The organism is Sinomonas atrocyanea (genome assembly GCF_001577305.1).
GTDB lineage: Bacteria > Actinomycetota > Actinomycetes > Actinomycetales > Micrococcaceae > Sinomonas > Sinomonas atrocyanea.
On the sequence record NZ_CP014518.1, the window covers coordinates 2,013,649 to 2,026,207 of the forward strand.

Consider the following 12,559-nt stretch of genomic DNA (forward strand, 5'->3'; position numbering starts at 1 on the left):
ATGGCGACCGATTACGATGCGCCGCGCAAGAACGAGGAAGAGCTCAACGAGGATTCGATCGAGGAGCTGAAGTCCCGCCGTACCGACAAGCAGTCTGCCGCGGTGGACGAGGACGAGGCGGAGGCCGCGGACAGCTACGAGCTCCCCGGTGCGGACCTCTCCGGCGAGGAACTCCTGGTCCGGGTGCTGCCCGCGCAGGCCGACGAATTCACGTGCGCCTCGTGCTTCCTCGTCCGTCACCGCTCCCAGATCGCCCGGGAGAAGAACGGCCTGCTCTACTGCAAGGAGTGCGAGGGCTGAGCGCTCTGGCTCCAGGCAGCCCACGCGAGAGGCGGCCCCGGCGCGTGCAGCGCCGGGGCCGCCGTCGTCTCAGCGGCGGGGAGCCTCGCCGAGGGCGGCGACAAGACGGTCCGGGTGGCGGCTCGAGACGAGCCAGTACGGTGTGCGGTCCTCGGGATCCGTGAGTTCGACGCGGACCACCGGACGGATCCACCCCCGGATGCACAGGTAGGCCAGCCCGTTCAGGCGCGGGCCGCGCTCGGCGGTGGCCTCGTCCCCGTCGAACGCCTCGACGGTCCCCGTGAAGGTCCGCGGGAGTGTGGCGCGGCCGGCCCGGAACGAAGACCTCGTCACCACGATGGCGGGCGTGGACGCCACGAGGATCGCCACGAGGATGACGAGCAGGACGGCGGCACCGGTGTAGCCGGCAGCCATGCTGATGGGCGCGAACACGAGGATCCCCGCACCGGAGACGCCCAGGACGACGATCCACACCCACCAGGCCGGCCAGAGCTTCTCGGAATAGACGATGGGGTCGGCGGTGCTCGCCCCGGAGGCGGGCGTCGTGGCGTCAGGCATAGGCCAAGCTTTCCACCCCGGCGCCCGCGAGGACAAAAGCTGGGAGCCCCGGGGGCACAGGGCGCCGCCGCCGGCCCGCTAGAGTTGACGGGTGAGCGCGCAGCAGACAGCCCCCGACCACGCGGCCCCGGACCAGTCCCCGGCGTGGGCGCCGACCCTCGACGTCCAGCTCAAGATGCTCGACGACGGCCTCGAGCCGCCCGCGTACGCCCATCCCGGCGACGCGGGCGCAGACCTGCGGGCCCGCGTGGACGTGACGCTCCGCCCGGGTGAGCGCGCGCTCGTGCCGACCGGCGTGAGCATCGCGCTCCCGTTCGGCTACGTTGCCCTCATCCATCCCCGGTCGGGCCTCGCGACCAAGCACGGGCTCACGGTCGTCAACGCGCCCGGCACGGTTGATGCCGGCTACCGCGGCGAGATCGCGGTGACCCTCCTCAACACGGACCGGTCCGAACCGATCGCCCTCCGCCGCGGCGATAGAATCGCTCAGATGGTGATCCAGCGCGTGGAACATGCGCGCTTCGTGCCCGTCGAGGACCTGTCCGACTCCGTGCGCGGCTCGGGGGGGTTCGGCTCGACGGGCGGATTCACCGCCCCCTAGCGCCCCGCCCGACCGGGCGTTCGGCGGAAGCGGGCTGCCGGAACCGCCGGCAAGACAAAGGAGTGTGTGTGGCACTGTTCGGACGCGGCAAGAACGCCAAGCTGACGTCCGAGGACCCCTCGGTCCTCGGACAGTCGACCCGGAAGCGTCCCGAGCCGGACAAGAGCGGCTACGGGCGCGCCCAGAAGGGCCCGTTCGATGCGAGCGAGGCCAGCACCGATACCGGCTACGTGGACCTGGGCTCGATCCTCGTCCGCCCCACCGAGGGCCTCCAGCTGCGCCTCGAGCTCGAGGAGGCCACGCAGCGCGTCGTGGCCGTGACGATGGACCTTGCCGGCTCGAGCCTCCAGCTCCAGGCGTTCGCCGCCCCCCGCTCCGAGGGGCTGTGGGGCGAGATCCGGGCCCAGATCGCCCAGTCCGTGGCGAGCCAGGGCGGCACCGTGGAGGAGACCGAAGGCAGCTTCGGTCCGGAGCTGCTCGCGCGCCTTCCTGCCGACGCGACGGGGGAGCGCCGCAGCTACCGCGCGGCCCGCTTCATGGGCGTCGACGGTCCGCGCTGGTTCCTGCGCGGCGTGATCGGCGGCCAGGCCGCGGAGAGCCGCGAGGCCTCCGCCGCGCTCGAGGACCTCTTCCGCCACGTGGTCGTGGACCGCGGCGAGTCCCCGCTCCCGCCCCGCGAGCTGCTCCCGCTGCGCATCCCCGTCGAGGCCGCGCCGCACGAGAACGGCCATGCGCAGCACGCGCCGCACGCGCCCGAACGCGGACCGGAGACCACGCATCTTGGCTGACGCCACGGCGCCCGTCCGGCTCGAGGGCTTCGGCGGGCTCCCCGAACGTGGCCTCGTCTCCGGCGAGGGCCTCGTGCGGTCGCTCACCTTCGTGCCCGTCGACGAGGCGCCGCGGCTCACCGCGGTGATCGAGGACGAGCGCGAACGCCCCGGGAGCGGGCCCGCCCTGTGCCTCGTCTGGCTCGGACGCCGGCGGATCAGCGGCGTCAATGCCGGGACCCGGCTGCGGTTCTCGGGCATGCTGGCGCACTTCCATGGCGTCCCCACCATCTACAACCCGCGCTACGAGATCCTGGCCCAGGAGGACTGACGTGAGCTCCGCCCCCGGACCCGCCGACCCCCGCGACGACGAGGGCGCCGGCCCGCGCCCCGGCCGCGTGCCCACGGGCGCCGACCTCGCCGGCGCCTACGCCGCACGGGCCGGACTCCACCGCCACGACGACGGCCGGATCGACGTGCTCCGCAGCGCCGGCGGCGTCCGCGGCCTCCTCGAGAGCGTCCTGCCGGGTCTGGTCTTCCTCGTCTGCTTCACGCTCGTGCAGGACCTCGTGCTCTCCGCCGTGCTCTCCCTCGCGGTGGCGGCAGTGTTCGTCGTGGTGCGCCTCGTGGGGCGCACGCCTCCCACCCAGGCCTTCGCGGGGATCATCGGCGTGGCCGTCTCGGCCGCGCTGGCCGTGTTCTCCGGCCGCGCCGAGAACTTCTACCTCTCCGGCTTCCTCACGAACGCGGGCTACATCGTGGCGCTCGTCGCCTCGATCCTCGTCAAGTGGCCGCTCATGGGCGTCATCTTCGGCTTCCTCCGCAACGAGGGCGTCCACTGGCGCAACGATGCCGTCAGGGCGCGGCAGTACCGGCTCGGCACGTGGGTCATGGTCGCGGTGCTCGGGCTGCGCCTGCTCGTCCAGGTTCCCCTCTACCTCATGGGCGACGCCGGCCTCGTCGCCCTGGGGGCCACGCGCCTCATCATGGGTGTGCCGCTGTACGCGCTCGGACTGTGGGTCGCTTGGCTCATCACCCGCCCCGTGGCCGGCGAACCGCCCGCGGGCAACGAGGTGCGGGACACAAGCCCCTAGGTCGGGCCCGCGCACCGGCGTAGCGTCGGAGCGTGGAGAACAAGGCACTGCGCATCGTCTTCCCGGTCTTCCTGGGAGTGCTGCTGGCACTGTTGATCGGGTTCGGCCTCCAGGCCGTCTACCCGCAGCCGGAGTCGCCGTCGCCCGGCTACGAGGCCCCGTATGAGGCCTATCTCGCCTCGCTCCAGGCCTATGAGCGCATCGCGGCGGCCGTGCTGTCCGGGCTCGCGGTGGTCCTGCTCGCGGCCGGCTCGCTCCTCCCGGCGCGCGCCGCGGCGCTGGCTGAAGGCCTCCTGCTGGGCGGGGTGTTCACGCTCATCTACGCGGCGGCGCGAGGCTCCGGGGCGGGGCCGGGCCTGCCTGCTGCACCCGCCGTCGGGGCTGTGGGTGTCGGCCTCGTCCTCGCCCTCGCCGCGCTCTTCCTGCGCCAGTCCGGCCGGCTGCCGCGCCTCCGGGAGCGCCGCGCGGAGGCCGCGGACGAGACCGCCCTTGCCGTCGTCTTCCCGCTCGCCGCGGCCCCTCTCGCGGCGACCGTCGTCTCGCTCGGCCTCCAGGCCTTCTACCCGCCTCCGGTGCTGTCCGGCTACAGCGGCCCGGGCTACCCGGGCGTCCTCGCCGTCTACGAGAGGAACGCCGGGCTCATCGGCACGGCCGCGGCAGCGGTCCTGATCCTCGTCGGCTTCGCGCTGCTGCGCCGGGCGTCCATCCCGGCCGACGCCCTGCTCCTCGGCGGCGTCGTCACCCTCGTCGTCGCCTCGGCCGGGGCGATCAGCCCGAAGACCACGCTGGTCTCCCTCGGTGTCGGCGTCCTCGGGCTCCTCGGTGCGCTCGCGACGGGACACCTGCGGCTCGGCGCCCCGCTGCGGCGCGGGACCGGCGCCGCGGCGACGGGTTCACGGGTGGGCTCGAGGGTGTTCTCGGTGCTGCATCCCGTCGCCGTCGGAGCGCTCAGCGTGGTGGTCTTCTTCGTGGGCGTCTTCGCGTTCTACCCCCCGCCCGAGGACGCCGAGCCGTCTTCGGAGTGGCTCCGGACGGTGAGCCTGAGCGCCACGGTCGTCGCGGTGGTGTTCCTTCTGGCGAGCCTCGTGCTCGAGCGCCGCGCGGCGGCGGTCGGCAACGCGCTCGTGGTCGGCGGACTCCTCACCCTCGTCGCCGGGGTGGCTCCGGCCGCGGTCGCGGGGGAGCAGGGGGTCGTGTTCGTCGCGCTCGCGGTGGCGGTCGCCGTCGTCCTCTTCGTCGGATACCGGCGCTTCGTCCGCGGCGTCCCCAGGGCACCGCGGGACACCCGGCCTCCCGGGACTCCTCCGGCGGTCCCGCCGGTGCCGCCCGCGCCCGCCGGGTAAGCCGGGCAAGCCCGGCGCGGGGCGGCAGACGGCAGGGGAGTTCCGCCGAGGGAGGCGGACGGACTCAGCCGTCGAACGCGTCGTCCTCGTCCTCGCCGGCCTCTGCCGGGCGCGCCTGGCCCTCGCCGCCCGACTCCGTCTGGGGAGCGAGGAGGCGGCGCAGCTCGTCCTCGGCGGCGATCGTCGAGATGAAGAACAGCTCGTCGCGGTGGTCGACCACGTCGTCGCGGCTCGGCGCCACCGGCTTCTGGTCGCGCAGGATCGCCACGAGCGTGCAGTCCTCCGGCCAGTCGATCTGCCCCACCGTCTTGCCCACCACGTGGGAGTCGGCGGGCACCGTGAACTCCACGAGGGAGGAGACGCCAGTCTGGAGCGTCAGGAGGCGCACGACGTCGCCGATCTCCACGGCCTCCTCGACCAGCGCCGTCATGAGGCGCGGCGTGTTGACTGCGACGTCGACGCCCCAGGAGCCGTCGAACATCCAGTCGTTCTTCGGGTTGTTGACCCGGCCGACGGTGCGGCCCACGCCGAACTCCGTCTTCGCCAGCAGGGAGACCACGAGGTTGACCTTGTCGTCGCCCGTGGCGGAGACGACCACGTCGGCCTCGTCGACGCGGGCCTCCTTGAGTGTCGAGAGCTCGCACGCGTCGCCGATGAGCCACTTCGCCCCGCGCAGGCCGCTGCGGCCAATCACCTCGGGCTTGGGGTCGACGAGGAGGACCTCGTGGCGGTGCGCCAGCAGTTCGCGGGCGATCGAGCTGCCCACGCTGCCGGCCCCGGCGATGATGACCTTCACTCGGACTCCTTCGCGGGCGGAGCGGACAGGATGCGGGAGACCTCGGCGGCGTCGGAGATGTCCATCATGGCGTGCACGGTGTCGCCCTCCTGGTACGCCGTGTTCGGCGTGGGCAGGACGCCCTCGCCGAAACGGGTGATGTAGGCCACCCGGACTCCCGCGGCGCGCTCGATCGCGCCCAGCGGGTGCCCGAGCCACGCGGGATCCAGCGTGACCTCGGAGAGCACGAGCCGGCCCGAGGGCTCCCGGAAGTCGCCGGCGACGCCCGATTCGGGCAGGATCCGGCGCAGCACCTGGTCCGCGCTCCAGCGCACGGCGGCAACGGTCGGGATGCCCAGACGCTGGTAGATCTCGGCGCGGCCGGGGTCGTAGATGCGCGCGACGACGTGCTGGACATGGAACGTCTCCCTCGCCACGCGGGTGGCGAGGATGTTCGAGTTGTCCCCGCTCGAGACGGCGGCGAAGGCGTAGGCCTCCTCGATCCCGGCCTGCTTCATCGTGTCCCGGTCGAAGCCGATGCCCGTGACCTTGCGTCCGGAGAACGTCCGGCGCAGGCGTCGGAAGGCGCGGTCGTCCTGGTCGATGATCGCGACCGAGTGGCCGGAGTCCTCGAGGGTGTGGGCCAGTGTCACGCCGACACGGCCGCACCCCATGATCACGTAGTGCGCCATGGCCCCCAATCTACCGCGCGATGACACCGCCCGCGGTTGTCGCATAACGTGTCAGGGTGCTGACGATTCTCAATGCGGTCAAGCGCGTGATTGTGGGCCGCGCTCTGCGCAACGATCGGCTCACGCACACGCTGCTGCCCAAGCGCATCGCGCTTCCGATCTTCGCCTCGGATGCGCTCTCGTCCGTCGCCTACGCGCCCGACGAGATCCTTCTGACCCTTGCCCTCGCCGGTGTCTCGGCGGTGTCCCTCTCGCCCTGGGTGGGACTCGCCGTCATGCTCGTGCTCGTCACGGTGGTGGCGTCGTACCGGCAGAACGTCCATGCGTACCCTTCGGGCGGCGGCGACTACGAGATCGCCACCGAGAACCTCGGCCGCTTCGCAGGGCTCACCGTCGCCAGCGCCCTCCTCGTCGACTACGTCCTCACCGTCGCCGTGTCGATCTCCTCCGCCGCGTCCTACCTGACCACCGCCGTGCCCTCGCTGCACGGGACGCAGGCCGTCATCGCGGTCGCCTCCGTGGTGGTGCTCGCCCTCGTGAACCTGAGGGGCATCCGCGAGGCCGGGACCGTGTTCGCGGTGCCGACCTACCTCTTCATGCTCTCGATCCTCGGCATGACTGCCGTGGGCCTCGTGCAGTGGTTCACCGGCACGCTCCGCCCCGCGCAGAGCGCCGCCTTCACCATCGTCGCGTCCCCGGAGTTCGACCAGGGACTCGTGGGGATCGCGGGCGGCTTCCTGCTCCTGAGGGCCTTCTCCTCTGGCGCCGCCGCCCTCACCGGCGTCGAGGCGATCAGCAACGGCGTGCCGAATTTCCGGGCGCCCAAGAGCAAGAACGCCGCCACCACGCTCCTGCTGCTCGGCGCCGTGGCCGCGTCGATGCTCGCCGGGATCATCTTCCTCGCCAACGCGACCCGCGTGCACCTCGTCCAGGACCCTGCGAGCGAGCTGCTCCTCAACGGCAAGCCGCTCTCCGGCGACTACATCCAGACCCCGGTCATCGGCCAGATCGCCGATTCCGTGTTCGGCGGCGGGAGCATCCCCTTCTACATCGTGGTGGCGGCCACCGGCGTCATCCTCGTCTTCGCCTCCAACACCGCCTTCAACGGCTTCCCCGTGCTCGGCTCGATCCTGGCCCAGGACGGCTACCTGCCCCGCCAGCTGCGCACCCGCGGCGACCGGCTCGCCTTCAGCAACGGAGTCCTCGCCCTCGCCGCCGGCGCGATCGTCCTCATCATCGCGTTCGACGCCGACGTGACCCGCCTCATCCAGCTGTACATCGTCGGCGTCTTCGTCTCGTTCACCCTGAGCCAGCTGGGCATGATCCGCCACTGGACGCGCGAGCTCAAGCGGGTCAAGGACCGCAGCGTGCGGGTGCGCATGCAGCGCTCGCGGATCATCAACGGCATCGGGTTCGCGATGACGGGCACCGTGCTCGTCATCGTCCTCATCACCAAGTTCGAGCACGGCGCCTGGATCGCGCTCCTGGCCATGTTCGTGATCTTCCTCGTCATGTGGAGCATCCACGCCCACTACACCAACGTCGCACGCGAGCTCGCGGTGGGCGACGACCCCTCGGCCCGCGCGCTGCCCAGCAGGGTCCACGCCGTCCTGCTCGTCTCCCACGTCCGCAAGCCTGTGCTGAGGGCGCTCGCCTACGCCCGCGCCTCGAGGCCGTCGAGGCTCGACGCCGTCACCGTGGACATCAGCCCCGAGGAGACGGCCCAGACCGTCGCGGACTGGGAGAAGCTCGGGATCCCCGTTCCCCTCACCGTGCTCGCAAGTCCCTACCGGGAGACGATCACCCCGCTCATGGACTACATCCGGGGCATGCGCCGGGACTCCCCGCGCGACTTGATCGTCGTCTACATCCCCGAGTACGTGGTGGGCAAGTGGTGGGAGCAGCTCGTGCACAACCAGACCGCCCTGCGGATCAAGACCCGGCTCCACTTCGAGCCAGGGGTCATGGTGGCCTCGGTGCCGTGGCAGCTGAAGTCGAGCGAGGAAGCCAGGAGGCTGCAGGAGCTGTGAGCATGTCCCCCGGAACCGAGCAGGAGAACGCCCCCGGCCGCACCCTCGAGCTGCGGCTCGGGCCCGTGGCCCACGGCGGCCACATGGTCGCCCGACACGAGGGCCGGGTCGTCTTCGTCCGCCACGGCCTCCCCGGCGAGCTCGTGCGGGCCGAGCTCACCGACGCCGCACCCGAGGCGACGTTCTGGCGCGCCGATGTCGTCGACGTCCTCGAACCCTCGACCCACCGGCGCGACCACGTGTGGGACCTCGCTGACTCCCTGAAGGCGCACCGCGCCGGCCGGCCGCCGGTCGGCGGGGCCGAGTTCGGCCACATCGCCCTGGACGAGCAGCGGCGGCTTAAGGCCGCAGTGGTCAGCGAGCAGCTCGAGCGCCTCGCCGGCCTCGAGCTGGACGTCGAGGTCGAGCCCGTCGCCCTCCGCGAGGACTCGGGCGACGACGCCGGCGGCCTCGCGTGGCGAACGCGCTGCAGCTTCTCGGTCACAGCCGAGGGCCGGCTCGCGATGCACGCCCACCGCTCCGAGACCCTCATCCCGGTCGGCCCGATGCCGCTCGCCACCGAGGAGATCAACCGGCTGCGCCTGTGGGAGCTGGACCTGGACGGCGTCGAGCGCCTCGAGGTCGCAGCCCCCGCCTGCGGCTCGGCGCCGCTGGTCGTGTTCACCCTTGCCGACGGGGTTGCCCCCTCGCGGCTCACGGATGTCCTCGCCCGGCTCTCGCCCGAGGTCTCGGCCAGCGCGGTCGGCCCCGACGCCGGCAGGGCCCCCCTCACCGTGCGGGGCCGGGGGTCCGTCTCCGAGCGGGTCCTCGGCCGCCACTACACGGTGACGGGGGAGGGCTTCTGGCAGATCCACCGGCGCGCGCCGGAGACCCTCGTGGCCGCGGCGCTCGAGGCGCTCGACGGCGCGCTCGCCCCGGGCGGGCAGGTCGCCGACCTCTATGCCGGGGCGGGCCTCTTCACCGCGCCCCTCGCCGACGCCGTCGGGCCCGCGGGCCACGTCCTCTCGGTCGAGGGCGCCCCCGGCACGAGCCGCGACGCGAGGCGGACCTTCAAGCGCCGGCCCGAGGTCGCGGTCGTGCAGGGACGGGTCGAGCGGGTGCTGCGCCGGCACGGCGGCGCGGGGGCGTTCGACGCCGTCGTGCTCGACCCGCCCCGGGCCGGCGCGGGGCGGGAGACGGTGCACCAGCTCGTCGAAGCGGCGCCCCGGGCCATCGCGTACGTGGCCTGCGACCCTGCCTCGTTCGCCCGCGACCTCGGCTGGTTCCGGAAGGCGGGATGGCAGCTCGAGGGCCTGCGCGCGTTCGACCTGTACCCGATGACGCACCACGTCGAGACCGTCGCCCGGCTCACGCCGCCGCGAGCGTAGGCGGCCGTCTCGCTGTGCGGGGACCGTCGCCCGGCGGCGCCGTGCGAACTAGGATGGGCGGAGATGGCCCCGACGCGCGGAGCCCCGCGGTTAGGCATGCCTAACTAGCACCGCCCGCGAGGCCGGGACAAAGATGGCAGTGTTGCGAGAGGAGTCCTGCATTGAGCACTGTGGACAGCTTCGGAGCCAAAGGCGTCCTGAACGTCGGCGGAACCGAGTACGAAATTTTCCGGCTGAATTCTGTGGAAGGCGCCGAAAGCCTCCCGTTCAGCCTCAAGGTCCTCCTGGAGAACCTGCTCCGCACCGAGGACGGTGCGAACATCACGGCGGACCACATCCGCGCCCTGGCCGGCTGGGACGAGAACGCCCAGCCGAGCACCGAGATCCAGTTCACCCCCGCCCGCGTCATCATGCAGGACTTCACGGGCGTGCCCTGCGTCGTCGACCTCGCCACGATGCGCGAGGCCGTCAAGGAGCTCGGCGGTGACCCCACGCGCGTCAACCCGCTGGCCCCGGCCGAGCTCGTGATCGACCACTCGGTCCAGATCGACGTGTTCGGCAACGCCGGCGCGATCGAGCGCAACATGGAGATCGAGTACCAGCGCAACGGCGAGCGGTACCAGTTCCTGCGGTGGGGCCAGAGTGCGTTCGAGGACTTCAAGGTCGTCCCCCCGGGCATGGGCATCGTGCACCAGGTCAACATCGAGTACCTGGCCCGCACCGTCATGACCCGTGAGGTTGAGGGCACGCTGCGCGCCTACCCCGACACCCTCGTCGGCACCGACTCCCACACCACCATGGTCAACGGCCTCGGTGTGCTCGGCTGGGGCGTCGGCGGCATCGAGGCCGAGGCCGCGATGCTCGGCCAGCCGGTCTCCATGCTCATCCCGCGCGTGGTCGGCTTCAGGCTCTCCGGCGAGATCCCCGCCGGGGCGACCGCGACCGACGTCGTGCTCACGATCACCGAGATGCTGCGCAAGCACGGCGTGGTCGGCAAGTTCGTCGAGTTCTACGGCGAGGGCGTCGCGGCGGTGCCGCTCGCCAACCGCGCGACCATCGGCAACATGAGCCCCGAGTTCGGCTCGACGGCGGCGATCTTCCCGATCGACGACGTCACCCTGGACTACCTCCGCCTCACCGGCCGCTCCGAGGAGAACGTGGCCCTCGTCGAGGCCTACGCCAAGGAGCAGGGCCTCTGGCACGACGCCTCCCGCGAGCCGCGCTTCTCCGAGTACCTCGAGCTCGACCTCTCGACGGTGGTTCCCTCGATCGCCGGCCCGAAGCGTCCCCAGGACCGCATCGTCCTCACGGAGGCGAAGGACGAGTTCCGCAACGACCTGCTGAACTACGTTGCGCACGAGGCGGACGCGGGTTCGCTCGACGAGTCGCTCGAGGAGAGCTTCCCGGCGTCGGACGCGCCGTCCTTCACGACGGGCGCTTCCCACGTGACGGACTCGGACCGCGTGCCCCCGGTGTACTCCGCGGCGCACGGTGCTGCCGGCCGGACGTCCAACCCGGTCTCCGTGTCGATGGAGGACGGACGCAAGTTCGATCTGGACCACGGCGCCGTCACGATCGCCTCGATCACCTCGTGCACCAACACCTCCAACCCGTCCGTCATGCTGGCCGCGGCCGTCCTGGCGCGCAACGCGGTCGAGAAGGGCCTGGTGTCCAAGCCGTGGGTGAAGACCTCGGTGGCGCCGGGCTCGAAGGTGGTCACTGACTACTACGAGAAGTCGGGTCTCGTGCCGTACCTGGAGAAGCTCGGCTTCTACACGGGCGGCTACGGCTGCACCACGTGCATCGGAAACTCGGGACCGCTCGAGGCCGAGATCTCCGAGGCGATCCAGTCCAACGACCTTGCCGTGACCGCGGTGCTCTCGGGCAACCGCAACTTCGAGGGCCGGATCAACCCGGACGTGAAGATGAACTACCTGGCCTCGCCGCCGCTCGTCATCGCCTACGCCCTGGCCGGGAGCATGGACTTCGACTTCGAGTCCGATCCCCTCGGCAAGGACCAGGACGGCAACGACGTCTTCCTCAAGGACATCTGGCCGAACCCCAACGAGGTCCAGCAGGTCATGGACGCCTCGATCGACCAGGACATGTTCACGAAGTCCTACGCGACGATCTTCGACGGCGACGAGCGCTGGCAGTCCCTGCCCACGCCCACCGGCGACACCTTCGAGTGGGCGGAGGACTCCACCTACGTCCGCAAGCCCCCGTACTTCGAGGGCATGAAGGCGCAGCCGGAGCCGGTCGCGGACATCGACGGCGCCCGGGTGCTGCTCAAGCTCGGCGACTCGGTCACGACCGACCACATCTCCCCGGCCGGCTCCTTCAAGTCGGACACCCCGGCGGGCCAGTACCTCCTCGCCCACGGCGTGGAGCGCAAGGACTTCAACTCCTACGGCTCCCGGCGTGGCAACCACGAGGTCATGATCCGCGGCACCTTCGCGAACATCCGCATCAAGAACCAGCTCCTCGACGGCGTCGAGGGCGGCTTCACGAAGGACTTCACGCAGGACGGCGCCCCGCAGGCCTACGTCTACGACGCCGCAATGAACTACCAGAAGGCCGGCACCCCGCTCGTGGTCATCGCGGGCAAGGAGTACGGCTCGGGCTCCTCGCGCGACTGGGCCGCGAAGGGCACCGCGCTGCTGGGCGTCAAGGCCGTCATCGCCGAGAGCTACGAGCGCATCCACCGCTCGAACCTCATCGGCATGGGCGTCCTGCCGCTGCAGTTCCCCGAGGGCGAGTCCGCCGCGAGCGTGGGCCTCACCGGCAACGAGGTGTTCTCGATCCAGGGCATCACGGCCCTCAACGACGGCACCACCCCGTCCACGGTGAAGGTGACCGCGACGGCAGAGGACGGTTCCGAGGTCTCGTTCGACGCCGTCGTGCGCATCGACACCCCCGGCGAGGCGGACTACTACCGCAACGGCGGCATCCTGCAGTACGTGCTGCGCCAGATCTCGGCGCGCTGACGCCGCACGGCGACGGCGCCAGCGCAGGCCGGCAGCAAGAGGGCC

At 71.6% G+C, this 12,559-nt stretch carries 12 protein-coding genes; 9 read left to right on the plus strand and 3 right to left on the minus strand.

The genetic code is table 11. The features are described 5' to 3' along the window. Positions 1–300 carry a DUF4193 domain-containing protein gene (locus tag SA2016_RS09220; protein WP_066497506.1) on the plus strand — a complete coding sequence of 100 codons (300 nt, stop codon included), beginning with the start codon at positions 1–3 and terminating at the stop codon, positions 298–300. Between the two features lie 69 nt (positions 301–369). Here SA2016_RS09220 and SA2016_RS09225 read toward each other — a convergent pair whose 3' ends face one another. Continuing rightward, positions 370–858, minus strand: coding sequence for a DUF3093 domain-containing protein (locus SA2016_RS09225; RefSeq protein WP_066497508.1), 489 nt, complete (start codon positions 856–858; stop codon positions 370–372). Positions 859–949: 91 nt separating this feature from the next. Between SA2016_RS09225 and dut the strand changes: the two genes are divergently transcribed. The 5 genes from dut (at position 950) to SA2016_RS09250 (ending at position 4,663) form a co-directional block, all read left to right on the plus strand. Next, positions 950–1,459, plus strand: a complete 510-nt coding sequence (gene dut / locus SA2016_RS09230) for a dUTP diphosphatase (RefSeq protein WP_066497510.1) — start codon at positions 950–952, stop codon at positions 1,457–1,459. A 68-nt stretch (positions 1,460–1,527) separates the two neighbouring features. Further along, complete coding sequence (locus tag SA2016_RS09235) at positions 1,528–2,247, plus strand: DUF3710 domain-containing protein (RefSeq protein ID WP_229710902.1); 720 nt, start codon at positions 1,528–1,530, stop codon at positions 2,245–2,247. After that, positions 2,240–2,557 carry a single stranded DNA-binding domain-containing protein gene (locus SA2016_RS09240; RefSeq protein ID WP_066497512.1) on the plus strand — a complete coding sequence of 106 codons (318 nt, stop codon included), beginning with the start codon at positions 2,240–2,242 and terminating at the stop codon, positions 2,555–2,557. The genes SA2016_RS09235 and SA2016_RS09240 overlap by 8 nt, the downstream gene beginning before the upstream one ends. Position 2,558: 1 nt before the next feature. Beyond that, entirely contained in the window at positions 2,559–3,320 is a 762-nt protein-coding gene (locus SA2016_RS09245) for a DUF3159 domain-containing protein (protein ID WP_066497515.1), read from the plus strand. Positions 3,321–3,352: 32 nt separating this feature from the next. After that, positions 3,353–4,663 (plus strand): hypothetical protein, encoded by a 1,311-nt coding sequence (locus tag SA2016_RS09250; RefSeq protein WP_066497516.1) that lies wholly within the window; start codon positions 3,353–3,355, stop codon positions 4,661–4,663. A 64-nt stretch (positions 4,664–4,727) separates the two neighbouring features. Here SA2016_RS09250 and SA2016_RS09255 read toward each other — a convergent pair whose 3' ends face one another. Then, the gene (locus SA2016_RS09255) at positions 4,728–5,459 is read right to left on the minus strand and encodes a potassium channel family protein (RefSeq protein WP_066497519.1); all 732 of its coding nucleotides are present in this window, start codon (positions 5,457–5,459) and stop codon (positions 4,728–4,730) included. Next, the gene (locus tag SA2016_RS09260; protein ID WP_066497521.1) at positions 5,456–6,130 is read right to left on the minus strand and encodes a potassium channel family protein; all 675 of its coding nucleotides are present in this window, start codon (positions 6,128–6,130) and stop codon (positions 5,456–5,458) included. The genes SA2016_RS09255 and SA2016_RS09260 overlap by 4 nt, the downstream gene beginning before the upstream one ends. 56 nt (positions 6,131–6,186) lie before the next feature. Here SA2016_RS09260 and SA2016_RS09265 point away from each other — a divergent pair, with 56 nt between their 5' ends. From SA2016_RS09265 to SA2016_RS09275, 3 genes are all read left to right on the plus strand, one after another. Beyond that, positions 6,187–8,160 (plus strand): APC family permease, encoded by a 1,974-nt coding sequence (locus tag SA2016_RS09265; protein ID WP_066497523.1) that lies wholly within the window; start codon positions 6,187–6,189, stop codon positions 8,158–8,160. A 2-nt stretch (positions 8,161–8,162) separates the two neighbouring features. After that, positions 8,163–9,527: a class I SAM-dependent RNA methyltransferase gene (locus SA2016_RS09270; protein WP_066497526.1), complete on the plus strand. Its 1,365-nt coding sequence runs from the start codon at positions 8,163–8,165 to the stop codon at positions 9,525–9,527. 161 nt (positions 9,528–9,688) lie between these two features. Continuing rightward, positions 9,689–12,514: an aconitate hydratase gene (locus SA2016_RS09275; RefSeq protein ID WP_066497528.1), complete on the plus strand. Its 2,826-nt coding sequence runs from the start codon at positions 9,689–9,691 to the stop codon at positions 12,512–12,514. Positions 12,515–12,559 lie beyond the last annotated feature (45 nt).

Excerpts from the sequence above, each read along its gene's own strand:
- SA2016_RS09220 (WP_066497506.1), top strand. The coding sequence starts at position 1 with ATGGCGACCGATTACGATGCGCCGCGCAAGAACGAGGAAGAGCTCAAC.
- SA2016_RS09225 (WP_066497508.1), bottom strand. The coding sequence starts at position 858 with ATGCCTGACGCCACGACGCCCGCCTCCGGGGCGAGCACCGCCGACCCC.
- SA2016_RS09260 (WP_066497521.1), bottom strand. The coding sequence starts at position 6,130 with ATGGCGCACTACGTGATCATGGGGTGCGGCCGTGTCGGCGTGACACTG.
- SA2016_RS09270 (WP_066497526.1), top strand. The coding sequence starts at position 8,163 with ATGTCCCCCGGAACCGAGCAGGAGAACGCCCCCGGCCGCACCCTCGAG.